The sequence below is a fragment of the Psychrobacter pasteurii genome (genome assembly GCF_900162815.1).
GTDB classification, from domain to species: domain Bacteria; phylum Pseudomonadota; class Gammaproteobacteria; order Pseudomonadales; family Moraxellaceae; genus Psychrobacter; species Psychrobacter pasteurii.
Map to the genome: position 1 here is coordinate 53,311 of NZ_FUGD01000049.1, position 24,179 is coordinate 77,489.

20 protein-coding genes, 1 pseudogene and 2 riboswitches are annotated in these 24,179 nt (G+C 41.8%); of the genes and pseudogenes, 11 read left to right on the forward strand and 10 right to left on the reverse strand.

Going from position 1 to position 24,179, the window contains the following annotated elements; all coding sequences use genetic code 11:
* Positions 1-77 precede the first annotated feature (77 nt).
* Entirely contained in the window at positions 78-707 is a 630-nt protein-coding gene (locus A1232T_RS02675; RefSeq protein WP_077447931.1) for a CoA transferase subunit B, read from the reverse strand.
* Between the two features lie 76 nt (positions 708-783).
* Positions 784-1,485, reverse strand: coding sequence for a CoA transferase subunit A (locus A1232T_RS02680; protein ID WP_077447932.1), 702 nt, complete (start codon positions 1,483-1,485; stop codon positions 784-786).
* Positions 1,486-1,836: 351 nt separating this feature from the next.
* Here A1232T_RS02680 and A1232T_RS02685 point away from each other — a divergent pair.
* The 6 genes and pseudogenes from A1232T_RS02685 to A1232T_RS02710 all read left to right on the forward strand — a co-directional run bounded on the left by A1232T_RS02685 (position 1,837) and on the right by A1232T_RS02710 (position 10,071).
* Positions 1,837-3,247 (forward strand): annotated as a pseudogene (locus A1232T_RS02685) (GntP family permease).
* A 293-nt stretch (positions 3,248-3,540) separates the two neighbouring features.
* Entirely contained in the window at positions 3,541-5,628 is a 2,088-nt protein-coding gene (gene metG / locus A1232T_RS02690; RefSeq protein ID WP_077447933.1) for a methionine--tRNA ligase, read from the forward strand.
* Positions 5,629-5,910: 282 nt separating this feature from the next.
* Positions 5,911-6,930 (forward strand): ABC transporter substrate-binding protein, encoded by a 1,020-nt coding sequence (locus A1232T_RS02695; protein ID WP_077447974.1) that lies wholly within the window; start codon positions 5,911-5,913, stop codon positions 6,928-6,930.
* Between the two features lie 69 nt (positions 6,931-6,999).
* On the forward strand, positions 7,000-8,025 hold the full coding sequence (locus A1232T_RS02700) for an ABC transporter substrate-binding protein (protein ID WP_077447934.1): 1,026 nt from the start codon (positions 7,000-7,002) through the stop codon (positions 8,023-8,025).
* Positions 8,026-8,326: 301 nt separating this feature from the next.
* Entirely contained in the window at positions 8,327-9,223 is an 897-nt protein-coding gene (locus A1232T_RS02705) for an ABC transporter permease (protein WP_077447935.1), read from the forward strand.
* A 53-nt stretch (positions 9,224-9,276) separates the two neighbouring features.
* Positions 9,277-10,071, forward strand: a complete 795-nt coding sequence (locus tag A1232T_RS02710; RefSeq protein WP_077447936.1) for an ABC transporter ATP-binding protein — start codon at positions 9,277-9,279, stop codon at positions 10,069-10,071.
* A gap of 125 nt (positions 10,072-10,196) precedes the next feature.
* Here A1232T_RS02710 and A1232T_RS02715 read toward each other — a convergent pair whose 3' ends face one another.
* On the reverse strand, positions 10,197-10,715 hold the full coding sequence (locus A1232T_RS02715) for a DUF302 domain-containing protein (protein WP_077447937.1): 519 nt from the start codon (positions 10,713-10,715) through the stop codon (positions 10,197-10,199).
* Positions 10,716-11,053: 338 nt separating this feature from the next.
* Between A1232T_RS02715 and A1232T_RS02720 the strand changes: the two genes are divergently transcribed.
* Positions 11,054-12,169: a pyridoxal phosphate-dependent aminotransferase gene (locus A1232T_RS02720; protein ID WP_244152346.1), complete on the forward strand. Its 1,116-nt coding sequence runs from the start codon at positions 11,054-11,056 to the stop codon at positions 12,167-12,169.
* Positions 12,170-12,277: 108 nt separating this feature from the next.
* Here A1232T_RS02720 and A1232T_RS02725 read toward each other — a convergent pair whose 3' ends face one another.
* From A1232T_RS02725 to A1232T_RS02755, 7 genes are all read right to left on the reverse strand, one after another.
* Entirely contained in the window at positions 12,278-13,546 is a 1,269-nt protein-coding gene (locus A1232T_RS02725; protein WP_077447938.1) for a saccharopine dehydrogenase family protein, read from the reverse strand.
* A gap of 386 nt (positions 13,547-13,932) precedes the next feature.
* Positions 13,933-15,072, reverse strand: coding sequence for a carboxynorspermidine decarboxylase (gene nspC, locus A1232T_RS02730; RefSeq protein ID WP_077447976.1), 1,140 nt, complete (start codon positions 15,070-15,072; stop codon positions 13,933-13,935).
* A 244-nt stretch (positions 15,073-15,316) separates the two neighbouring features.
* Complete coding sequence (locus tag A1232T_RS02735; RefSeq protein WP_244152347.1) at positions 15,317-15,835, reverse strand: septum formation family protein; 519 nt, start codon at positions 15,833-15,835, stop codon at positions 15,317-15,319.
* Between the two features lie 32 nt (positions 15,836-15,867).
* Positions 15,868-17,100: a vWA domain-containing protein gene (locus A1232T_RS02740; protein WP_077447939.1), complete on the reverse strand. Its 1,233-nt coding sequence runs from the start codon at positions 17,098-17,100 to the stop codon at positions 15,868-15,870.
* A 101-nt stretch (positions 17,101-17,201) separates the two neighbouring features.
* Positions 17,202-18,077, reverse strand: a complete 876-nt coding sequence (locus tag A1232T_RS02745) for an AAA family ATPase (RefSeq protein WP_077447940.1) — start codon at positions 18,075-18,077, stop codon at positions 17,202-17,204.
* A gap of 277 nt (positions 18,078-18,354) precedes the next feature.
* Complete coding sequence (locus A1232T_RS02750) at positions 18,355-19,029, reverse strand: hypothetical protein (RefSeq protein WP_077447941.1); 675 nt, start codon at positions 19,027-19,029, stop codon at positions 18,355-18,357.
* A 252-nt stretch (positions 19,030-19,281) separates the two neighbouring features.
* Positions 19,282-19,602, reverse strand: a complete 321-nt coding sequence (locus tag A1232T_RS02755) for a YcgL domain-containing protein (RefSeq protein ID WP_077447942.1) — start codon at positions 19,600-19,602, stop codon at positions 19,282-19,284.
* Between the two features lie 369 nt (positions 19,603-19,971).
* Positions 19,972-20,141: riboswitch (glycine riboswitch) on the forward strand.
* Between the two features lie 95 nt (positions 20,142-20,236).
* Positions 20,237-20,348, forward strand: a riboswitch (glycine riboswitch).
* 214 nt (positions 20,349-20,562) lie between these two features.
* On the opposite strand from A1232T_RS02755, the gene gcvT reads away from it, so the two are divergent.
* From gcvT to A1232T_RS02775, 4 genes are all read left to right on the forward strand, one after another.
* Positions 20,563-21,708, forward strand: coding sequence for a glycine cleavage system aminomethyltransferase GcvT (gene gcvT / locus A1232T_RS02760; RefSeq protein WP_077447943.1), 1,146 nt, complete (start codon positions 20,563-20,565; stop codon positions 21,706-21,708).
* Positions 21,709-21,954: 246 nt separating this feature from the next.
* Complete coding sequence (gene gcvH / locus A1232T_RS02765; RefSeq protein WP_077447944.1) at positions 21,955-22,335, forward strand: glycine cleavage system protein GcvH; 381 nt, start codon at positions 21,955-21,957, stop codon at positions 22,333-22,335.
* A gap of 174 nt (positions 22,336-22,509) precedes the next feature.
* On the forward strand, positions 22,510-23,238 hold the full coding sequence (locus A1232T_RS02770) for a nitroreductase family protein (RefSeq protein WP_244152348.1): 729 nt from the start codon (positions 22,510-22,512) through the stop codon (positions 23,236-23,238).
* Between the two features lie 81 nt (positions 23,239-23,319).
* Complete coding sequence (locus tag A1232T_RS02775; protein ID WP_077447946.1) at positions 23,320-24,105, forward strand: nitroreductase family protein; 786 nt, start codon at positions 23,320-23,322, stop codon at positions 24,103-24,105.
* The last annotated feature ends 74 nt before the right edge of the window (positions 24,106-24,179 follow it).

The window sequence follows — 24,179 nt, forward strand, 5'->3', positions numbered from 1 at the left end:
CGAATAGCATCTTAAAATTGACGCTATTCGGCTGTATATAGATTTATACTTGCAATTTAATAGTCATATAAAAATAACTACTGACTAATAGTAACTGGCGTATTTTTTTGTAGCTCTTCAAAACTTACACCATCAGCCAACTCTACTAGCTTAAGACCATTTTCAGTGACATCCATTACCGCAAGCTCAGTGATAATACGGTCAACCACTTTTTTTCCAGTTAAAGGCAGCTGACACTCAGCCAAGATCTTAGGTTCGCCATGCTTATTAATTTGCTCCATAAGTACGATGACTCGCTGCACGCCAGCCACTAAGTCCATAGCACCGCCCATGCCTTTTACCATCTTACCTGGTATCATCCAGTTGGCTAAGTCGCCGTGCTCAGATACTTCCATTGCACCCAAAATAGCCAGGTTAACATGACCGCCACGAATCATAGCAAAAGAGTCTGAACTGCCAAAGAAGCTGGCGCCAGTTTTAGCAGTTACCGTTTGCTTACCGGCATTAATTAAATCTGGATCAACTTTATCTTCTGTAGGAAACTCACCAATACCTAATAGACCATTCTCTGACTGTAGCCAAACCTTCATACCTTCAGGGATATAGTTAGCTACCATGGTAGGCAGTCCAATCCCTAAATTCACATAAAACCCATCTTGTAATTCTTTAGCGGCGCGTTGAGCCATTTGCTCTCTCGTCCATGCCATGTTAATACTCCTTGTTTGCTTTTTTATTCTTACAAAATATTTATACCAATCATTGATAACCATTCACTGTATGGTTTTATTTTTTGACAGTGATTTTTTCAATGCGTTTTTCTGGTGTGCTATTTAATACCAAACGCTGTACGAAAATACCCGGCAAGTGAATCTCATCAGCATCTAGCTCACCAATCTCAACGATTTCTTCTACTTCAGCCACGGTGATTTTGCCCGCCATAGCACAATCTGGGTTAAAGTTACGGGCAGTTTTATTGAAAATTAGGTTCCCAGCTTTATCCGCTTTTTGGGCCTTCACTAACGCCACATCGGCTGTAAGTGAATGCTCTAGGATATAAGTGCGACCATCAAATTCACGGGTCTCTTTGCCCTCAGCCACTTGAGTGCCCACACCTGTAGCTGTATAAAAGGCTGGAATACCTGCCCCACCTGCACGCAGTTTTTCTGCCAAAGTCCCTTGTGGGGTTAATTCAACTTCTAATTCACCGCCTAGGAATTGACGCTCAAACTCTTTGTTTTCACCCACATAAGAGGAAATCATCTTTTTGATTTGACGCGTTTGTAATAGCAGGCCTAGCCCAAAGTCATCTACCCCAGCGTTATTACTAATACAAGTCAGCTCTTTAGCGCCGCTGTCTCTTAAAGCCAGGATTAGAGCTTCAGGAATACCGCATAGGCCAAATCCGCCGATGGCCAAAGTTTGTCCGTCCTGGATGATATCTTTTAGCGCAGCTTCGGCACTATCGTATACTTTTGATTGACTCATTATTCTCTCCCTGTTGAATCAACTTAATTTGTTGCGTAGACATTATCTATGCTGATAATGTAGGTTTTAGTAGAGCTATGAAATTTTTGGCTAGTTACGTACTCTTTTTTCAATAGTTATAGTGTATATTCGTAATATCTAATACAATGCAATTAGCCAGTAAATAGCTTATGAGCTCATTAGTTTACTGTATTTATCACTTATGGTACAACTGTTTACTTATACTCTTGTTTATCCTTCTATTTATATTGATCTACTTGATATAAGGACTTATCAGTAGCACAGCCAATTAAAGAAATTTAATTGGCTGAATGTTTCTTTATTCATACTCAAGCCAAGGAGAAGGCGTTTATGTTTAGCACACTTGCGATTATCATTACTTTATTATTGCTGATGTTTTTTTGCCTATCGCGGCTACTCAGTTTTAATCTTAGCCCCTATCATGGCTGTTTTAGCAGTCCTGTTGTCAGGTGACTTTTTAAGCAGTATCCCTGCCTATACTGATGTATTCATGTCCGCGCTTAGTGGGTTCTTACTAAAGTTCTTCCCAATATTTTTATTAGGCGCATTATTTGGTCGTTTGATCGCCGACTCGGGTGCTGCAACTGCCATTGCAAATACTGTTGTCGATAAGTTAGGCAGTAATAAAGCTATCTTAGCGGTAATTTTAGTATGTGCTATTTTAACTTATGGTGGTGTTTCATTATTTGTGGTGGCTTTCGCAATCTACCCGATTGCCAAAAACCTATTTAAAGCCGCTGATGTCCCTAAGCGTTTAATTCCAGCAGCCATCGCTTTAGGGTCATTTACCTTTACCATGACAGCTTTACCTGGCACACCTGCAATTCAAAATGCCATTCCTATCCCATACTATAATACCAACGTATTTGCCGCACCCATTCTTGGAATCATAGGGGCCGCGATTATGTTTTTTGCTGGTTGGTACTGGCTACAATCTCGTGCCAATAAAGCAAAATTAGCTGGCGAAGGCTATGGTGAACATGATGATGATTTAGAGCAAAAAGGAGACATTGATCACAGCCAAACCACATCTGATAATCAAATTTCCTTTGTTACAGCAATGATTCCTCTTATCCTAGTTATTGGCCTAAATGCCCTATTAACTTATGTCGTGTTCCCAAGTCTAGACTTCAGCAGTTTGCAAGCTCAGTATCCTGACTTAAATATTCAGGGCTCTTTAGGACTTTGGTCAATTATTATTGCTCTACTTGTAGCATGTACCGTCTTGGTTATATTACGCATTGGTCATTGGCATAATCTCAAGACCTCTATCAACCGTGGTACATATGAGTCTATGCTGCCCATCTTCAACACTGCCTCTGAAGTGGGATATGGTGCAGTTATTGCCTCTTTAGCCGGCTTTATTATTATTCGTGATAGTATTTTAAATCTTACCCCAGATAACCCCCTTATTTCTGAAGCAGTAGCTATGACTACTTTAGCCGGTATTACAGGCTCCTCTTCAGGCGGTCTAAGTATTGCACTATCAACCCTAGGGGAAAACTATTATCAAATGGCACTGGCCACAGGCATTAACCCTGAGCTTATGCACCGAGTAGCAGTTATGGCCGCAGGTGGACTAGACACGTTACCGCATAGTGGTGCGGTGATTACTTTACTGGCAATTTGTGGTCTTACTCACAAACAATCTTATTTGAATATAGCTATGGTAACCATGCTGATCCCTTTAGTAGCCACTACTACTGTAATTATTTTAGGAACGTTACTAGGGTCTTTTTAATAAAAGAATAGAGTAAAAAAACTTATTTAAAGAAGCCTTCTTATTTAGGTAAGAAGGCTTCTTTAGCATTTTATTTATATAAAAGTAAAATTTATATCCCAACCTCCAACAATTTTTTCACCAACTTACGCCAATATATCTTCATAACCACCCTATTTTAGAGCCCTCTATTTCTAATTGAGCCTATTTAAATAGAGGTTAATTCCCATTTTTATGCCATTTGCGGTATCATAGGCACACATCTTAAATTCAGATAATCTTCTTAAAAACCAATAAACTTTATAGGTGATTTTGTGCGTCAAATTCTTGTTACCAGTGCCCTTCCCTATGCCAATGGTCCTATTCATCTAGGCCACTTGGTTGAATATATTCAAACTGACATCTGGGTAAGAGCTATGAAGGCTCAGGGTCATCAAGTAACTTATGTTTGTGCTGATGACGCTCACGGCACCGCTATTATGTTAAAAGCTGAAGCCAATGGTATTAGCCCAGAAGAGCAAATTGCGAACGTAAAAGCTTCACACGAAACTGATTTTAGTAAGTTCTTAATTAACTTCGATAACTATCATTCAACTCATTCAGAAGAAAACCGTGAGTTGTCTGAGCTAATTTATCGCCGTTTAAATAGTGAAGGTCATATCTCAACCAAAGATGTTGAGCAGTTATTTGACCCAGAAAAAGGCTTATTCTTAGCGGACCGTTTCGTTAAGGGCGAATGTCCTGAATGTGCGGCGCAAGATCAATACGGTGATAACTGTGAAGTGTGTGGTACCACTTATAACGCTACTGAACTAAAAAACCCGTACTCAACTCTTTCAGGCTCAACCCCGGTTCTAAAAACCTCTAAGCACTATTTCTTTAACTTGCCAGAGTTTGAGCAGTTCTTACAACAGTGGACTAAAGATGAGGGCCGTTTGCAGCCTTCAGTATCCAATAAGCTACAAGAGTGGTTTGAAGCGGGACTTGCCAGCTGGGACATCTCACGTGATGCTCCCTACTTTGGTTTTAAAATCCCAGATACACCAGAAAATGAGCCAGACAAATACTTCTACGTTTGGCTAGACGCGCCTGTTGGTTATATGGCCAGCTTCAAAAACTTATGTGAGCAGCGTAAGGACTCAACTGATCCTGCCAAGCCTGCCTTAAACTTTGACGACTACTGGCTAGAAGAAAACCAGCACAAAACTGAGCTGTATCACTTTATTGGTAAAGACATCGTTTATTTCCACGCTTTATTCTGGCCAGCCATGTTAGCCGGTGCTCAATACCGCACTCCAACTGGTGTATTCGCTCACGGCTTCTTAATGGTAAATGGCGATAAGATGAGTAAATCGCGCGGTACCTTTATTCAAGCAGAAACGTTTGCCAACCACTTACACCCAGAGTACTTACGTTACTACTTTGCCAGCAAGCTGTCTGAAAAAGTAGAAGACATTAACTTAGACTTCGCTGACTTCATGCAAAAAGTAAACTCTGATATGGTCGGAAAAGTGGTCAACATTGCCAGTCGTAGTGCTGGATTTATTTATAAAAAATATGATGGCATGCTGTCTGAAACCTGTGCTGAGCCTGAGTTATTAAACGATATCGTTCGTACTGGTGAAGAGATCGCAACCGCTTATGAAAATCGTGAGTTTAGCCGTGCCATGCGTCTAATTATGCAGTGTGCGGACAAAGCTAACGAATACATTGATAGCAAAAAACCTTGGGCTATGGCCAAAGAAGAAGGTACAGAACAAGAAGTGCAAGATGTGTGTACTGTGGCCATCAATATCTTCCGCCAACTGATGGTATACCTAGCTCCAGTATTGCCTGAGCTTACCGATAACGCGAAAGCTTTCTTAAACATTGATGACTTAAGCTTTGCGAGCCGTCATGAGCTACTACTAGGTCATAAAATTAACAAGTTCAAACCACTAATGCAGCGTATCGAGCAATCACAGATTGATGCCATGATTGAAGACTCTAAGCAAGACTTGCAAGCCGCGGCTGCTCCTGTAGCTGAAGATAAAAAATCTTCTTCAAATAAAGCAGAGAAAGCTGCCGACAGTGACCACATCGAATTTGATGACTTCATGAAAGTTGAAATGACTGTGGCTCAGGTGCTTGAATGCAACTATGTTGAAGGGGCTGACAAGCTACTTCAATTTACCCTTGATGTGGGTAAAGAGCAGCCTATCAACGTCTTTAGTGGTATCCGCAAGTTTTATGAGCCTGAGCAGTTGGCCAATAAAAAAGTCATCTGTGTGACCAACCTTGCCCCACGCAAAATGAAGTTTGGTGTGTCAGAGGGTATGATTTTATCTTCTGGTGACCCAAAAACAGGGTTGGTGGTCATTACGTTACCAGATGAGTGTCAAGTAGGTGACAAGTTGGCCTAAAAACCCTCTATAATAAAAGACTATTCAGGCTAATAAATAGCTTGCGATTAGTCACCAAAAGGCCGATGTTACCCACATCGGCTTTTTTTATTACGCTTTATAGTCGTTGACTACTTTTTTTATTTCTTAGTTGTGTTACATTATTGTAATATAGACTTACACTGTTAAACTTAAATGGATTATCAAATGCAAAAACAGTCAAACCTCCCCTCATTGTTTCTTTCTGCCAAGCCAGCTTCTGTTATTAATTCTACTGTAAAAAGTAAGACAGTTTGGCGCAGTATGATGGCCATGACGCTTGGGGTTAGCTTAGCGACATTAAGTGGCTGTGCTGATAAGCCAGCAGCTGAAGCTGATGAAGCCGCTGCGACAACAACCAAAGAAGCTAAGACAGTGGCAATCACTCAAATCGTTGAGCATCCCTCATTAGATGAGATTCGCCGTGGCATTATCGAAGAGCTAGCGGACAGTGATTACATTGAAGGCCAAAACCTAACGGTTAACTTCCAAAGTGCGCAAGGTAATACTGCAACTGCAGGGCAGATTGCCAAACAGTTTGCAGGCGATATGCCAGACGCTATCGTTGCCATCTCCACCCCTTCTGCACAAACTATCGCGGCATCAACTACCACTATTCCTATTATTTATACCGCCATCTCAGATCCTTTAGCGGCTAAATTAATTAATGAAAATAACGTGCCGACCCAAGCTAACCTAACCGGTCTGTCGAGCCAGTTGCCTATTGAACCACCTTTAGATTTAATTCAAAAGATTGTTCCTGATGCTAAGACCATTGGCTATGTTTATAGCCCTGGCGAAGCAAACTCAGTTACCGTGTTAAAGCAGTTACAAGAGGCCGCTCCAGCCCGAGGTCTAAAAATCTTAGAAGTAACTGCCAACCGTCCTACTGACGTGGCTATGGCAACACGCAGCTTACAAGGCCGTGCCGATGTTATTTACACCTCTTTAGACAACAACGTTATCAGCGCCTTTGAAGCTATGGCAAGCGCTGCTAATGAAATGAAAATTCCAGTAATTACCTCAGATGAGTTTAGTGTACGCCGTGGGGCGACTGCTGCATTAGGGGTTAACGACTATGACTTTGGTCGTGTTACTGGCAAGATGGTATACCGTGTGTTAAACGGAGATGCCATTACAGATATTAAACCTGAAGTTATGAACAAACTGACTTTATACGTCAGTCCAAAACATGCCAAACAGCAAGGCGTTACTCTGGATTCTTCTGTTATAGCCGATGGCATTAATGTCGATGAAACCAAGCCAAGCAATGAGGCTAGTTAAGAGCAGTAAACTCATGACTCTTATAGACGGAAACTTATAAGAGAGTACTATATCCCAGGAGATTGACCCATGTATAATAAAAATCGCTTTATCAAAACCCTAATGTGGGGCGGCGTTGCAGCAGCAGTTTTAACTGGCTGTAACCAACCTGCTAACGACAACGCGGCAGCAGATAATAATGCAGATACGCCAGCGGCCACAGAAGTCAAACAGGTAGCCATTACCGCCATTGTTGAACACCCTGCATTAGATGCTGTCCGCCAAGGTGTCATCGAAGAGCTTGCTGCTGAAGGTTATGAAGAAGGCAAAAACCTAGAAATTAACTTCCAAAGCGCTCAAGGTAACACAGCCACCGCAGGTCAGATTGCTAAGCAATTCGTGGGAGACAATCCTGACGTTATCGTAGCTATCGCTACCCCTTCAGCTCAGTCTGTAGCGGCTGCGACTAACTCAATTCCTATCGTATTCTCTGCGGTTACAGATCCCGTTGAAGCCAAACTACTAAAAAGCTGGGATGGCTCAGGCACTAACGTAACTGGTGCCTCTGACGTCCTACCGTATGAACCACAAATCGACCTAATGAAACAGATCATTCCAGGTCTAAAAAATGTGGGTTACGTTTATAGTCCAGGTGAAGTGAACTCAACTATTGTTCTAAAGAATCTAGAAGAAAAGCTAACGCCAATGGGCATCACAGTTCATTCAGCCCCAGCTCAAAAGAGTAACGACATTGCTATGGCAGCACGCAGTATCGCTGACAAAGTTGATGTTATCTATAGCTCTACAGACAACAACGTAGTCTCTGCTTATGAGTCGCTATATCAGGTGGCCAAAGAAAGCAAAGTACCTTTAATTGCGTCTGATACAGGCTCAGTAGAGCGCGGTGCAGTAGCAGCACTGGGCGTAAACTATCATGACTTAGGTCGTGAGACAGGTAAGATTGTGGTTAAAATCTTAAAAGGCGAAAACCCAGGGACTATCCCAGTTTATAAAGCCGAATCTTTAGACCTATACCTCAGCAAGAGCCATGCTACTGAACAAGGTATTGAACTGCCACAAGCTCTTCTTTCTCAAGCCAAAGAAGTTCAAGACTAAGACAGTCGTTTAATTTGCCGTATATGTGCGGTATAAAAGGCACATGATTAATCTCATGTGCTTTTTATATTGTTTACGATTTAATTTATTTGCTAGAATAAATATTTTTCTATGACTACATTTAGTGTATTAAATTGTGGTCAATTGATATTGGTGGGTGCTATGCTATCGGTTGTTCATTTTCGCAATCATAATACTCATTGGTTTACTTTAAGTGCAGATTGCTTAATCTGTTAAATAAACTTTGCCGGACTGTGACGTATAGCAGCCTGTCAAACTCTAAGCGGTGTCTAAATATATTATGTCTCTCATTGCTTTTTTTGGTGCCCTTGAAAGTGGCCTGATTTACGCCTTAGTTGCCCTAGGCGTGCTTATGTCATTTAGGACTCTGGACTTTCCAGATTTAACAGCAGATGGTAGCTTTCCTTTAGGAGGCGCTATCGCAGGTATCTCCATTGTTTCTGGAATTGATCCTTGGATTGCTTGTGGCCTAGGCATGTTAGCTGGTGCAGCTGCTGGTGTGGTTACCGCTTTTCTTCATGTTAAGTTAGGCATCTTGCAACTGTTAGCCAGTATCTTAGTCATGGTGGCTTTATACTCAGTTAACTTGCGAATCATGGGTGCGCCAAACTTACCTTTACTGGGTGAAGAGACTGTATTTAGTAGCTTAGTGACCAATGAAAACGGTTACTGGATGCGCTGCGTTATTATTGGTGTCGTGGTATTGATAGCCAAATTGGCATTGGACTGGTTCTTTAGCACGGAGGCCGGCTTATCCATGCGAGCGACAGGCTCCAACCTACGTATGGCACAGGCTCAAGGCATTAACACTTCTTGGATGACCATCATCGGTATGGCCATTTCAAACTCTCTGATTGCTCTAGGGGGCGCGCTATTTGTTCAAACCCAAGGGGGCGCAGACATCTCAATTGGTATCGGTACCATTGTTATTGGTTTAGCAGCCGTTATTATTGGTGAGACCATCATTCCTGCCAAACGTATTTGGTTAATTACCTTCGCTGTTATTTTAGGGGCGGTCATTTATAAGCTGTTTATTCAAGTGGCCCTATCAAGTAACACCCTACGCAGCATCGGCTTTGGCTCACAAGACTTAAACTTGATTACCGCTTTATTGGTTGTAATTGCTCTTCAATTACCCTCAATTAAGTCAAAACTATTATCAGGTCGTCGAACTTAACCTCTGCCAAACTGTTACTTTTAGCTTCACTGAACCAATAAGGATATCGCCCTATGATGCAAGCCAATGACCTTAGGTTAACTTTTAACCGAGGAACCCCTATCGAAAACCCCGCTTTACGTGGCATTAGTTTAAATATTGCTGAAGGCGAGTTTGTGACTGTTATCGGTACCAACGGAGCGGGTAAATCAACCTTCTTGAATGCAGTCAGTGGCACCACCCGGGTAGACAGTGGCTCAATCCTATTAAACGGCATTGATGTGACTAAAAAGACGGCTCACCAAAGAGCACACTGGGTAGCCCGAGTTTTCCAAGACCCTATGGCTGGTACCTGTGAAGCGCTAACCATTGAAGAAAACCTAGCTTTGGCTTTTAAACGCGGCGGAAAACGCGGCTTAAGCTTTGCGCTAAATAACAAAAACCGTGAGCTGTTTAAAGAAAGACTGTCCATTTTAAAACTAGGCTTAGAGAATCGTCTGACCGATAGAATGGGTCTACTTTCAGGGGGTCAGCGTCAAGCGGTAAGTCTATTAATGGCTTCATTACAACCCTCAAAAATCTTACTATTAGATGAGCATACAGCGGCCTTGGATCCAAAAACCGCAGCCTTCGTATTAGAGCTAACCGATCAAATCGTTACTGAAAATAATCTAACCACCATGATGGTAACGCACTCTATGCAGCAAGCCCTAACCCACGGCGACCGCACAGTAATGTTGCACCAAGGTCAAGTGGTATTAGACGTTGCAGGTGATAAGCGTAAAGGCATGACCGTTCATGACCTACTTGATATGTTTGAAACCACCCGTGGTGAAAAAGTAGAAGATGACAGCTTAATTTTAAGCTAACTGCTTTTAGACCCTCTGGTACGCATCGTTAAATGTAAAAGCCCACTCGTATAGAAGTGGGCTTTTTTGGTTGCGAGAACTGTAATACTCTTAAGAGCTTACAAAGCTTTTAACCCTTCAGATGTTTACTGAGTCACTGTATTAGTAATCAGCTTCTCTACGCCTGCTAAGCTATTTTCAACATCGCTGTATTCTATCCCGCTGCCCTGTATTAATGCGCGCGTGTCATTAAAACTGACCTGAACCTGATTATCTACCTCAGTGACCAATACCTTTAGCGGCAGTTGTAGGGCAAAGCTAGGGTCTTTTTTCATAAGCGGCGTGCCTGCTTTCGGATGACCAAACACCAGCACAGTGGCAGGCTGCATATCTAAGCCGGCCTCTTTGGCGGCTTTAGTATGATTAATTTCTGCAAACAAAGTCATGTCTTTATTTGCAATAGCTGACTTCAATCGGCTAATAGTCTCAACATAATCATAGCGACTTACTACAGTATGAACCTTCTTCATATCGCTTGATGTCATCTCCTGGGTATCCTTACTTAATAAATTATCCGTCATTTTATTGCTGTCGGTGGCTAATGAATGACTTTGACAGGCAGCTAGCAACAGGCTTGAGGAAAGTAGTAGTAACGCTCTTTTCATAGTGTGGACTCGTTTCTAATTTAAACAATTAAATAATGGGTGACTCTAAACATAGCCAATTTAGTTGTTCCCTGTGTTTAGGATTTGTAATAGACAGGCTTTGTAATCTTCTGCTAACCAATTAAAAATAAAATTTTCTACTATAAAAAAATCGTCTCAGTTTAGATGAGTTTTGGTTTTTCAAACCAAAAGCTTAAACTAGCGATTTATTTATCACTACTAATTGCGTCCTAACAAAAATATGACTATGCTAATGTATAATCATTTGTTTATATAACTATAATAAATAGTTTTCATAACATCCCTATTTCCTATCATATTATAAAAAGGACTTAAGTATGATAAAGAACACCAAATTTTGTAGTAATGCGAGCCTCGGTACTATGGACCAAACAAACAATCAAATAGCCAGTGAAGTCTTAAGATTAAACTATAACGAAAACGCTTTGGGCATGCCTTTAAGTGCGCAACAAGCCATTACAGACCATTTGCAGTCGGCTTTTCGTTACCCTGATGAGTATCGAGTAAGGCTTATTGCTAAGCTGGCTGCCCTACATGGCCTCACTGTAGACCAAATTTCTATGGGTAATGGATCGAGTGAAAATATTCAGTCGGTAATTCAAATGCTCAACACCCGAGCACTGGATCAGGGCGTAGCATTTCAAGTGATTATCCCCATCCCTACTTTCCATTTTGCTGAGTTATATGCTGATTTATTAGATATTGATGTGGTGAAAATCCCATTAATTGAGGAAGATTTCTCGATAGATATTGAGGCTATGCAGCAGGCGGCTGAAAGCTTTGATGGCATTAGCCTGATGTATTTAGTGAATCCCAATAACCCAACCTCTACCCTTATCAATACCGCTGATTTAAAACAATGGATAGGCAATGCTCCAGAGACACATTACTTTTTGTTAGATGAAGCTTATGCCGACTATGTTCGAGACCCAAGCTTCGTCAGTGGCATTGAGTTTATTAAACAAAAGCTCTCAAAAAACGTTATCGTTACTCGAACTTTTTCTAAGTTATACGCTATGGCAGGGCTGCGAGTCGGTTATGCAATCTCTGATGCGTCAACTATTAAAGACATTGAGTCCTTCACCTCGCAAGACAATACCAATATTGCCGGTGCAGTTGCCGCAGTAGCGGCTTTGGAAGATACTGAGTTTAGAGACTTTGCTCTAAAGTCTAACAATGAGTCCCGTCTCATTGTCGAGCAGGCTCTAGATGAGCTAGGTCTACGTTATTTAGACAGCCAAGCGTGTTTTATATTGCATGAAATCTCCACCGAGGTGCCTTTATACGAGCAACGCATGGCTGAGCATAATATCTTTGTGGGACGTGAGTTTTTACCCATAAGAGGCTATAACCGTGTCTCTTTGGGTACCCCAGAGCAGATGCAGCGCTTTGTGGAAGTGCTAAAGCAGTTCCGTAGTAAAAACTGGATATAGCTATTTAAAACAGCCAAATTAAAACCGTCAAAAAAGAAGCCCCAACAACAAGTGCTGGGGCTTCTTTTTTATACCAATAGCTATATTAGCCTATTAGAATCTTATCTATTAGATGTCAAACTCTAAAGGACGATCGCCCTGCTCATCTTGAATACGTGTTGGCAGACCAATGTTGTTCAATAGGTTGATAAATGGCTTAACATCTAATTCTTCAACGTTGGCCATGTGACCCACATCCCACTCACCAGTAGCAACTAGCATAGCTGCTGCAACGGGTGGTACGCCTGCAGTATAAGAAATACCTTGGCTGCCCACTTCATTGTAAGCTTCTTTATGATCAGAGACGTTGTAGATGAAGATTTCAGTGTCTACACCGTTAATTTTACCTTTTACTTTGTCCCCAATACAGGTCTTACCTGTGTAGTTTGGCGCAAGTGAGCTTGGGTCTGGTAGTACCGCTTTTACCACTTTAAGTGGCACAACTTCTTGACCTTCAGCAGTAACTACTGGCTGCTCAGACAATAGACCTAGGTTTTGTAGTACGGTAAATACGTTGATGTAATGGTCACCAAAGCCCATCCAGAAACGGATGTTTGGCACATCTAAGTTGGCTGATAAAGAGTGAATTTCATCATGACCACTTAAGTAGCTGTTTTGCTCGCCCACAACGGGTAAGTCATCAGTACGTTTTACTTCAAACATTTTGTTTGATTGCCACTGGCTGTTTTGCCAAGAATAAACTGTACCGGTAAATTCACGGAAGTTAATCTCTGGGTCAAAGTTAGTAGCAAAGTACTTACCATGGCTACCGGCGTTGATATCAATAATATCAATATCTGTTACCGAGCCTTCATCCATCATGTCGTAACCGGCACGAGCATAAGCATTCACTACGCCTGGATCAAAACCTGCCCCTAAGATGGCAGTAATGTTGTTTTGCTCACAGCGCTCTTTACGCTTCCACTCATAGTTAGCATACCAAGGTGGCGTCTCACAAATCTTACGAGGATCTTCGTGAATGGCCGTATCGATATAAGCAGCACCCGTATTAATACAAGCTTCAAGTACTGTCATATTAACGAAAGCAGACCCCACGTTAATAACGATCTGGGTGCCTGTCTCTTTAATTAGCTCAGCAACAGCTTCAGAGTCCATCGCATCAACCGCATGAGTATGTAACACTGCTGGTTGCTTAAAGCTGCCTTTTTCTTCAACGCTAGCTGCAATGGCATCACACTTCTCTTTGGTGCGTGAGGCGATATGTAGCTCACCCAACACATCATTATTCATTGCACATTTATGTGCAACAACTTGAGCTACGCCACCAGCGCCTATGATTAGGACGTTGCGTTTAGGGGTTTGAGCATTAGTAGTCAATCTGAAAATCCTCCTTAGTGGGTCAATTTCATCAAAATAGAATTGACACCGTGAGTGTTGTGCGTGAATTAAAAAGGAAGAATTGGGAAAACCCACGCACCCGAAATTTTAAATAACTCTGTTAATACAGATCTCTTTAGCTAATGGCTTTAAAAAAACATAAAAGCCGAGAAACTAAAAACGGAGCATTATAATGTCAAACTAAGATTTATGCGACAATAATTTAGGCTATTTTTTATGATTTTAACCGTAAGTTTTTGCCCCTTTAAATCAAAGCCTATTCTCTATAATGCCATGGATAACCTAGCTTAGGTAAAATAAAACCAAACCTTATAACAAATTAGGATTGACTCATAATCTATCAGCCAGATTATCCAGTTTAGCCCTTAAGACAAGCTGGCTTTAAAGTCTTCATAACCAAAGGTTTTTTGTACTTTTAGCTCGCCTTGCTCATTGCAGATAACGATGGAAGGCATGGCTACTCCATTAAACCAGTTCTTTTTGACCATGGTATAGCCGGCAGCATTGCCAAATGATACCGTATCACCGATGGTTAACGGTTTATCTAAGGCATATTCACCAAAGATATCACCAGCCAAACAAGACTTACCATAGATGATGGTGCTATCGTCAGTCTGCTGCGAGGTGATATGGCAAGCTTCGCCATTTATTTCTACCAAAGGTGCTGTCTCACGATAAATCAATAGATCCAGCATATGCGCTTCAATAGACGAGTCTACCACTGCCAGTGGCTTACCGTTATGCAAAGTATCTAGTACAGTGGTGACCAATTTAGCAGCGTTATGAATACAGGCCTCACCTGGCTCTAAGTAAACTTGTACGCCGTATTTTTCACTAAAACCTTTTAGTCGCTCGGCCAGTTTTTCTAATGGATAATCTGGAGCGATAAAGTGAATACCCCCACCTAGGCTTACCCACTCAAGCTGATGAAACAGCTCGCCAAATTTACTTTCAATGTCCTCTAGACTGGCACTAAAAGCCTCAAAGCTGTCATTTTCACAGTTGTTATGAATCATAACCCCAGTGATGTCTTCAAGCACAGGTTTGATTTTTTCGATATCGTGCTCACCCAAACGGCTAAACGGACGCGCTGGATCAGCAATGATAAACGAAGAGTTACTGGTTTTTGGGTTGATACGAAGACCTACAGGAATCCCCTGTGCTTTGGCCTTCTCCTTAAAAGCATGCAGCTGATTGAATGAGTTAAAGATGATTTTATCGGCATAAGTTAATACCTCATCAATCTCATCATGGCTATAAGCAACGCTATAAGCGTGCGTCTCTTTGTCATCGCCAAACTCTTCTTTACCCAAACGTACTTCGTTCAAGGAAGAAGAGGTAGTGCCATGCAAATAAGGCTTCATCTCATCAAATACGCCCCAAGTGGCAAAGCACTTAAGCGCCAATAAAGCCTTTGCACCCGACAGGTCACAAAGACGCTGTACGATTTGTAGATTTTGCTTCAACGCGGCAATATCAATTTGATAGTAAGGGGTTTTTAGCATAGGTTCTTTTTGCATGGAGGGCTTCCTACATTAAGTAGCGGATGTGAAGTAAACGACAACCGTTATATGTGGTGGGTATTGCTCAATTACAATGGCTTAAGTAACACTAATAACTTAGGTAACACTGCGCCACTGAATTTATAAAAAAGGAGCGAATTATAAGAACAGTGACCCAACATAGCAAATGATTTAACTATCAGCTTACAACCTTTGATAATTCTTAACAGCTCCTACACCTTTTGCGTTATTCATCAATCCCTTTTAACTCAAAGCTAAGCTTATCTGCCTCAGGGTGGAAGGCATAACATATGGCTTGCTTATGGCCTAGCTTCCAGCTTTCACGGGTAGGAAATAAGACTGACATTTCATAGAAGGAGTCTTTATAACTTTTGCCGATATAATCTTCGAACTCATCTTCACACACGTCAAGCATCTCTTCAAAGAAGGCGTCTGTGTCTAGCTTGGCCTCAGATTTTTCCGGTAAAGAATGAATATAATAAACTTCATTATCATGGGGAGCCTTACAGGACACCGACTCTAAAGCCAGGTGGGTAATGGCGGCATTTGAGCCTTCATCAATCTGGGTGTCTTCAGGATTGGCATCATTAAAGCACATGCCCACAAATGCATCCTCAAAACCTTGCGAAATCGGTTGGGTATTATCTTCAGCATTGCTACATCCAGAAGTTAAAATAGCCATCATTAAGGTGCTGACAACTGCAGGAACAGATAGCTTACGTCTGTCTGTATTAAACTTGATCAATTTATTTCCTTTTAAGGTTCAATAGTTTTTTATTATCTGGCCAAATACTCGGTCATCTCTTCTACCCCATGTAGAGTCATTGGATACATATGACCTTCCATCAGCTTTTTAATCTCGCCAATAGTGTGGGTGTAGTCCCAATAAGCAGGGTCTTCAGGGTTAAGCCAAGCCACTTTATCAAAATGCTCAAGCACTCTTTTTAACCAAACCACACCTGGCTCGGCGTTCATATACTCAACGCTACCCCCTACTGAAAATAATTCATAAGGCGACATCGAGGCATCACCAACGAAGATTACTCGGTATTCACGACCATATTTTTGTAACAGCTCCATGGTCGGTGTACGCTCGGCATGACGGCGCTGATTGTTTTTCCACACAAAGTCATAAAGGCAGTTGTGAAAGTAATAAAACTCTAGGGTTTTAAACTCATTTTTCGCCGCTGAGAACAGCTTCTCTAACGCTTCAATGTGAATGTCCATACTGCCGCCCACATCAAACAACATAAGTACTTTGACTCTGTTGCGACGCTCAGGCTGCATGTGGATATCTAATACCCCTTTTTGTGCAGTCCGCTTGATGGTTTCTTTGACATCTAGCTCATCAGCACTGCCGGTTCGGGCAAATTGACGCAGATTACGTAGCGCCATTTGTAGCTGACGCGTCCCTAACTGCTTGTCATCATCTAGGTCCCGGTATTTACGCTGCTCCCAAACTTTAACCGCACTACGCTTACGCGATTCACCACCGACGCGCACCCCTTCAGGATGATCACCATAAGCACCAAAAGGAGAGCTACCGCCGGTGCCTACCCATTTACTCCCGCCTTGATGACGCTCTTTTTGCTCTTTTAGACGCTCTTCAAGCGCCTTCATCAACTCTTCAAGTGAGCCGTATTTTTTTAGCAATCGGCGCTGCTCTTCGGTAAGGTTTTTGGGATCCAGCTTAAGCTCTAACCACTCTTTTGGAATATCAGTGAGCTTCGCCATCAGTTCATCGATATCTAAGCTATCTACGCCGTCGAAGTAATCGGCCATAGCACGGTCAAACTTATCAAAATGCCGCTCATCTTTGACCATGCACAGCTTAATCAGACGGTACATATCCTCCCGACTGGCAAAGTACCACAGGTCTTTATCTTCAGGAAAGTCAGGGTGCGGCTGACGCATAAGCCCCTTATCAAGCGCAGCATTTAAGTCAAGCAGCTCACGCGTACTGACTGGCACCCCATAAGTGCGCAAGGTATAAAACAGTTTTACAAACATATCAGCCTAGCCTTTTGATGTTGCTGACCTAATTTGATACATCCAATTTAAGGTCAGCAAATCATAGTTGATCAACATCAGAGTATTCAGTTAGCGCGTAACTAGCGACGCATCATATTGGCAAAACGCTGCAATAAGGTGATGTCTGCCTCATTTTTTAACAGGGCGCCATATAAAGGTGGAATAGACTTCTCACCGCGTAAGTTCTCCTCCAGCTCTTGTTGCGCCATATCATCAGCCAATAGCAGAGTTAACCAATCCACCAATTCAGAGGTTGAAGGCGGCTTTTTCAGACCTTGTAGATTACGTAGCTTATAGAAGATATCTAGTGCATCATTAACCAGTTTTTCTTGGATACCTGGGAAATGAACATCAACGATCTGACGCATGGTCTGTTCGTCTGGGAAGTCAATGTAATGGAAGAAGCAGCGACGTAAAAAGGCATCAGGCAGCTCTTTTTCGTTGTTTGAGGTAATGATAACGACAGGACGTTTATCTGCGGTAATGGTTTCACCGGTTTCATAAACATAAAACGACATCTTATCTAGCTCATGTAATAAGTCGTTAGGGAATTCGATATCGGCTTTATCAATCTCATCAATCAATAACACACTACGCTCATCTGAGGTGAAGGCTTCCCATAATTTACCTGGCTTGATGTAGTTGTTGATGTCATACACTTTATCATCACCCAACTGCGAATCGCGTAAGCGCGATACTGCATCGTATTCATACAAGCCCTGCTCGGCTTTGGTAGTTGACTTAATGTGCCAAGTAATCAGCGGCATGCCTAAGCTTTGTGCCACCTCTTCCGCCAATAAAGTTTTACCGGTACCAGGCTCACCTTTAATAAGTAGCGGCTTTTGTAAAGTAATGGCCGCATTAACCGCCAATTGTAAGTCATCGGTAGCAATGTAGCTTTGAGTGCCCGTAAACTCATTACTCGGATTCTGAGCATCATTATTGGATTGCGTCATAATTATTATCTCGCTAAGTTTATTGTGTATGGAGGATTTAAATATAGGTTAAGCAGAGGCTGGGTTTATAGGTTGTTTATTTCACTCTGCTACTAACATATTAGATAGCTGAGGAAATATCAAACTACTTTTAAAACCTTGGTTTATCTACCAGATTTCTTTTTTTGGAAGGAAGAAGCAGTGGTTCTCAATTTTAGAGACCAACAGTATGCACTGCTGACCTCTATATAAACTAACTAATAAACTAACTCTTGTATTGTGAGATTTATCAGTCTCATTAAGAGTCTTTTTTATCTGTCGTAGAAGACTGTGTTGCGTTGGTTTCTTTATCTAGGCCTGGCTTAGAGCTGCTTTTTAAGGAGCTCTCTGCTGCCGCTTCTTTAGCCAAGGGCACCTCTCGCTTTTGTTTGGTCAGCTCAGGCTCGTTTTGTACTTCCGCCTCTCCTTGTACCAAATTCACATAATTGGCTGAAGCCAGCTGCATGTTGGCTTTTTCGTCAGCTAAAGCTTGTTCACGAGACTGGTCCGCACTTTTCTCAACGATATTTTTAATCATTTGCCAAATAAAGCCCAATACCAGACCCACCGAAAATACCACTAAGATAGGCAGTAGGCTACGAAGTGCCAGTCCTGGCTCTTTCATTAAGATACCGTAGATGACACCAATACTGGCAGGAGCGATTTCACCCGTATTACCTGCAGCAGAGCCTGGCGCCAACAATATAGAGAACAAAGCTAGCCAGCTCATGCCGCCTAAAGGACTGGGCAGAACTCTAACGATAAATAACCACAATAAAAGGACAATGGCAGAAAATCCGACATAGGCATATATTGGCAACATATCGGGTGGCACATCAGCCACTAAGTTACTCCACCAAATCGTTAGTCGGCTCACTGAATCGCTGATTTCATCCAGCGGCAAATTAATAACAATATTGCGTAACCATTCCATGCAATGCTCAGTCTACTAGTTAATTAAAGTTAAATTAAACGTACTGCTGTAATCTATTTGGGTATTACCAAGCAGTAATAGGTCGGGTTTAAGTTCGCATATTCTACCACGACTCAGTTAATAATAAACCAAATCACAGCAGGCATAATAGCCAACAGTCCCCTCTTTACAACCGCCCTCATTTTTTATAATAAGTGCTAGCTTGTATTTTAAATGTTTTCTACAACAATTGAAAAAGTTAAATTTCAACAATTAGTCGTAACGCTTATCCTGAGAATCTTTCATTCGAGCTTGGGCTTGAGCCAATAACACATCTGACGGTGGGGTCTGCACGAAATATCCTTGCGAGTTAAGTTTCTCTAGCACTTCATTTTTATCTACTCGGGCGAGTTTTTTGGTCTCTGCCAAATCCAGATGCATTAAAAACTTAGCTTCGCCTAAGCTTTTGCGCAAATCTTTTGGTAAAACTCCCAACCAATCCTTAATTTCATCTGTGTCATCAGGATAGTCAGGTCTTGCTATATAAACGTACATTTCGCTGTGCTTAGGGAATTTATAAATATCGCAATGCATTACAGGTTACCTTTTGATGTTTTCTTTATATTTGACTCTATGTGTGTCTAAGTCGGTATTATGTCTAATCTAGCGTACTGGTTAAAACTATATACTAGTTAAAACCATATAATACAGTAGTAGGTCTGTGAAAGTCGCTTATAATAACCAATGTACTAACAATCTGCTAATAAACTCAATGTCAGATAAAACATAAATGTGGTTTTGATGAATATTTACTTAGGCTAAACTTTAAATTACTGCAAATAAATAGCAGTTATGGTGATTTAATTTTACAGCACAAACCCTGTTTTAGACGTGGTTTTATCAAGGCTGGCAAAATGCTTAGCATTTGTGACTTGTAAAATAGGTTCGCACCTTTCATAATAAGGGCGTTTTTCAGGAGAGCGCAGTAGCCTTTTTGACCCTAAGCAAAGCGGATGACATCGTATAAATATCACTCGATGTTCACTAAGCCCTGCTAGGGTTATTAAACTCGACTGCCACCGAAGGCGTAAGCACCCTGCCAATCGCTCAGGTAACCGGACTGAATAACTCATTAACCCACCGCATGCTATATCACTCATGTATGGAAGGGTCTAAGCCTTAGCCTATATACCTTTATATTTTTATCTCTCAGGCAAGGTAAGACAACAATGACAAATCTGGAGAGTGGTACTTAGTATTGTAAGTACCCACCGAAGGGGAAAAGATAGCGGTGATCAGCCACTATCGAAAATCTCAGGTAACAGGACAGATGGGGCAAATAAGTAATTCGAGACTCTTTATCAGTAATAACTGATAAGGCAGATAGCTCGTCGACTTATTTGCCTTTTTTTATGCCCTTTTTAGGCTTAGCTTACCAAAGTGCAGTTCAGCCTATTTTTAAAACCGAATATTTTTGTCTCTGAATCGTATACGATACAGTAGTTATTTACTTAGTTTATTCATTGCTTTTATCACTAACCACAAGGATTTGTCATGACCACTTTACAACGTACGCCTCTTTATCAGTCGCATGTGGACAATAACGGTAAAATTGTAGATTTCTCAGGTTGGGAGCTGCCTATCCATTATGGCTCTCAGATTGATGAGCACGAAGCAGTACGCACCGATGCTGGCATGTTCGATGTGTCACACATGGTAATTACTGATGTTGAAGGCGCTCAAGCTAAAGCTTGGTTGCAAAAATTACTGGCTAATGACGTTGCCAAACTAAAAACCGTAGGTAAAGCTCTGTATTCAGGCATGCTAAATGCTGAGGGCGGCATCATTGATGATTTAATCGTTTACTTAATGAACGAAGAAGAAACTCAGTACCGCATCATCTCTAACGCGGCTACTCGTGATAAAGATTTAGCCAACTTCAACAAAGTCGCTGAAGGCTTTGAGGTCACTTTAACCGAACGTCCTGAGCTGGCTATTTTAGCTATTCAAGGCCCTAATGCCGTGGCTAAACTAAAGCAAGCTAAGCCAAGCTGGTCAGACATCTTAGATAGTCTTAAGCCATTCGTTGGTGCTGACTTAGCGGATACTGAGGCGGCCAACTGGTTTGTAGCACGTACAGGTTATACCGGTGAAGATGGCGTTGAAGTTATCTTACCAGGCGAAAATGCGACAGAATTTTATCAATTAATGCTGGATCATGGCGTTAAGCCAGCAGGTCTAGGTGCTCGTGATACATTGCGTATGGAAGCAGGCATGAACCTATACGGCCATGATATGGACGAGACCACCAGTCCTTATGAGTGCAACATGGGCTGGACGCTAGCGCTTAAAGATGACCGTGATTTCGTTGGCCGTGAAGCTCTTGTGGCTAAGCGCAAAGAAGCCAAAGAAAACGGTACCGCTATGAAGCAAGTGGGTTTACTGCTTGAGACTCGCGGTGTATTACGTGAAGGCATGACTGTGACCATCAACCAAGGCACAGACAAAGAAACGACAGGTACTATTACCAGTGGTACCTTCTCACCAAGCCTAAAACAATCTATCGCCATCGCTCGTATCCCAGAGTCAGTGACTGAAGAAGATAGCGTTCAAGTCGATTTACGCGGCAAAGGTAAGTTTGTTGATGTACGCGTATTAAAACTTCCTTTCGTACGTAATGGTGAAAAACAGTTTGACTAATTAATTTTCATATTTGGCTTTAAGTGGTCAGACACTTTATTGCCCTTTATAGCCTCCACTATAGGGCGGTTTATTACCGGAAAGATTTGATTATTTCTACTAAAAAACCACCCTATACTTTGCTATAGTGATTGAGCCATAAAGTTTATCTTGTAGCGAAACCCACTTAACCTAATTTGATTACTCCCAATCATTTAGCGTTAAATTTTTATTAACCCACCCCCTCTACCTTTTTTGGAGAAATTTATGAGTAATGTTCCATCAGAATTAAAGTATGTTGCTAGCCACGAATGGTTACGTATGGAAGACGACGGCACCATCACTATCGGTATTACTGACCATGCTCAAGAAGCACTTGGCGATATCGTATATGTTGAGCTTCCAGATGTGGGCGATACTGTAGCGGTAGATGATGAAGTAGCCGTTGTAGAATCTGTGAAAGCAGCTTCAGACGTATATGCTCCTATCACTGGTGAAGTTGTGGCCATCAACGAAGCGCTTGAAGATGATCCAGAAGTTATCAACACCGACCCATACGGTGAAGGCTGGATGTACCGCATTAAGCCAGACAATGCTGATGATTTCGACTCATTACTGTCTGCTGAAGAGTATCAAGCTGACCTATAATCTATAGAGTTTTAGCTTAGTTTGTAATGAACGGCGTTGTTTCATCCGTGAGGCGACGCTTACTTATTTTCATCCTGACATCATGAACTATTTAGGGATAAATGTGTTATGTCAAAACAAGACCAAGGAAGTACCCCCTCTCCTGAGAAGGCTAACGAAGACCAAGGTTTTGCTATGCAAGATATCAGATCGTCAAAAAATTTAGCCGCCTTCACAGAAGTGGTTGAGTCTCGCCGTTCGGTAAGAAAGTTTACAGACACCCCTATTCCAGATGATGTATTAGAGGATTGTTTACGCTTAGCTATGCTTGCTCCCAACTCAAGCAATCTACAGCCTTGGGAATTTTATGTTATTGAAACCCCAGACAAACGTAGCAAAGCTAATAAGATTTGCATGAACCAAAATGCAGCCAGAACCGCCAACAAACTCATTGCGGTGGTTGCAAGAACTGACACTTGGCGTGACCATGCCAAACAAAACATTAGTGATTTCCCAGACGGTAAAGCCCCAAAAAAGGTACGCGATTACTATGAGAAAATTGTCCCGCTAGACTTTTTGCGAGGTCCTGCAGGGGTTATCTCAGTCGCTAAATGGGGAATGACCAAAGCAGTACGACAATTTAAAGGCCCTATAAAAACCCCTTGTTATACCTATGACGATATCAAAAACTGGGCCATGTATAACACAGCATTGGCGGCTGAAAACCTAATTTTAGCCATTCGAGCTCATGGCTTTGATAGCTGTGCTATGGGCGGCTTTGATGAGCCTGCTTTAAAAAAACTACTAAAGCTTAGTGACCACCATCATGTGGTTATGATGATCGCCGCTGGTGAGCGAGCTGAAAGAGGAATTTATCACAGCCAATTCCGTTTTGATTACGATAAATTCGTTAAACGGGTTTGATGTTTGAACAATGACCCTCACTTAATAATAAAAGTAAGGTTATTGAACAACAAACACTTAATTGCAAAGGATATGCCAAAAATGACGAAACAGCAGCACAATGAGCTGAATACTGACAGTCAAACAAGTTATCAAAATAAGCCAGGTAGCCCTGAGGCACCGCATTTAGAATCTTTTAAACAGGTGATTGAATCACGTCGATCAGTACGACGTTTTACCGACACCCCTATCCCTGATGAGGTTCTAAAAGACTGTTTGCGTATGGCAATGCTTGCTCCTAACGCCAGTAACCTTCAGCAGTGGGAGTTTTATGTCATTGATTCAGAAGAGGTTAAGAAAAAAGCAGTTAAGCTTTGCCTTGGCCAAAATGCAGCCAAGACCTCTAGTAGATTAATAGCAGTTGTTGCGCGTACAGATAACTGGCGTGAGCACAGCAAACAAATTATTGATGAATATCCCGAAAAACCAGTACCTGCAAAGGTGAAAAGATATTACGAAAAGCTTATCCCATTGATCTATACCCAAGACCCAATCAATGCACTAGCACTGGTTAAATGGGGTTTTGCCAAAGCGCATCGCACCTTTAAAGGTCCCGTAGTCACGCCTTATTACACTCAGGCTGACCAAGTAAAATGGGCACTTAGCAACACCTTCTTAGCGGCTGAAAACTTAATGTTGGCCCTAAGAGCTTACGGATTTGACAGCTGCCCTATGGGCGGATTTGATGAACCCGGCATGAAAAAACTGTTGGGCTTAACCCGTCACCATCACATAGCCATGATGATTGGTGCTGGCGAAAGAGCTCACAATGGTATTTATAACGAACAGTTTAGATTTGATTACGATCAATTTGTTAAGCACGTTTAATAGACAATTTTACAACCGGTATGACAACTGCCAGTTTAATCCGGCTTCACGGTTTTCACACTTGTTGGTGCAAA

What these genes read in the sequence shown, in the direction of transcription:
- A1232T_RS02675 (WP_077447931.1), bottom strand. Translation starts at nt 707, where the DNA reads ATGGCATGGACGAGAGAGCAAATGGCTCAACGCGCCGCTAAAGAATTA.
- A1232T_RS02680 (WP_077447932.1), bottom strand. Translation starts at nt 1,485, where the DNA reads ATGAGTCAATCAAAAGTATACGATAGTGCCGAAGCTGCGCTAAAAGAT.
- A1232T_RS02695 (WP_077447974.1), top strand. Translation starts at nt 5,911, where the DNA reads ATGATGGCCATGACGCTTGGGGTTAGCTTAGCGACATTAAGTGGCTGT.
- A1232T_RS02700 (WP_077447934.1), top strand. Translation starts at nt 7,000, where the DNA reads ATGTATAATAAAAATCGCTTTATCAAAACCCTAATGTGGGGCGGCGTT.
- A1232T_RS02705 (WP_077447935.1), top strand. Translation starts at nt 8,327, where the DNA reads ATGTCTCTCATTGCTTTTTTTGGTGCCCTTGAAAGTGGCCTGATTTAC.
- A1232T_RS02710 (WP_077447936.1), top strand. Translation starts at nt 9,277, where the DNA reads ATGATGCAAGCCAATGACCTTAGGTTAACTTTTAACCGAGGAACCCCT.
- A1232T_RS02715 (WP_077447937.1), bottom strand. Translation starts at nt 10,715, where the DNA reads ATGAAAAGAGCGTTACTACTACTTTCCTCAAGCCTGTTGCTAGCTGCC.
- A1232T_RS02720 (WP_244152346.1), top strand. Translation starts at nt 11,054, where the DNA reads ATGATAAAGAACACCAAATTTTGTAGTAATGCGAGCCTCGGTACTATG.
- nspC (WP_077447976.1), bottom strand. Translation starts at nt 15,072, where the DNA reads ATGCTAAAAACCCCTTACTATCAAATTGATATTGCCGCGTTGAAGCAA.
- A1232T_RS02740 (WP_077447939.1), bottom strand. Translation starts at nt 17,100, where the DNA reads ATGTTTGTAAAACTGTTTTATACCTTGCGCACTTATGGGGTGCCAGTC.
- A1232T_RS02745 (WP_077447940.1), bottom strand. Translation starts at nt 18,077, where the DNA reads ATGACGCAATCCAATAATGATGCTCAGAATCCGAGTAATGAGTTTACG.
- A1232T_RS02750 (WP_077447941.1), bottom strand. Translation starts at nt 19,029, where the DNA reads ATGGAATGGTTACGCAATATTGTTATTAATTTGCCGCTGGATGAAATC.
- A1232T_RS02755 (WP_077447942.1), bottom strand. Translation starts at nt 19,602, where the DNA reads ATGCATTGCGATATTTATAAATTCCCTAAGCACAGCGAAATGTACGTT.
- gcvT (WP_077447943.1), top strand. Translation starts at nt 20,563, where the DNA reads ATGACCACTTTACAACGTACGCCTCTTTATCAGTCGCATGTGGACAAT.
- gcvH (WP_077447944.1), top strand. Translation starts at nt 21,955, where the DNA reads ATGAGTAATGTTCCATCAGAATTAAAGTATGTTGCTAGCCACGAATGG.
- A1232T_RS02770 (WP_244152348.1), top strand. Translation starts at nt 22,510, where the DNA reads ATGCAAGATATCAGATCGTCAAAAAATTTAGCCGCCTTCACAGAAGTG.
- A1232T_RS02775 (WP_077447946.1), top strand. Translation starts at nt 23,320, where the DNA reads ATGACGAAACAGCAGCACAATGAGCTGAATACTGACAGTCAAACAAGT.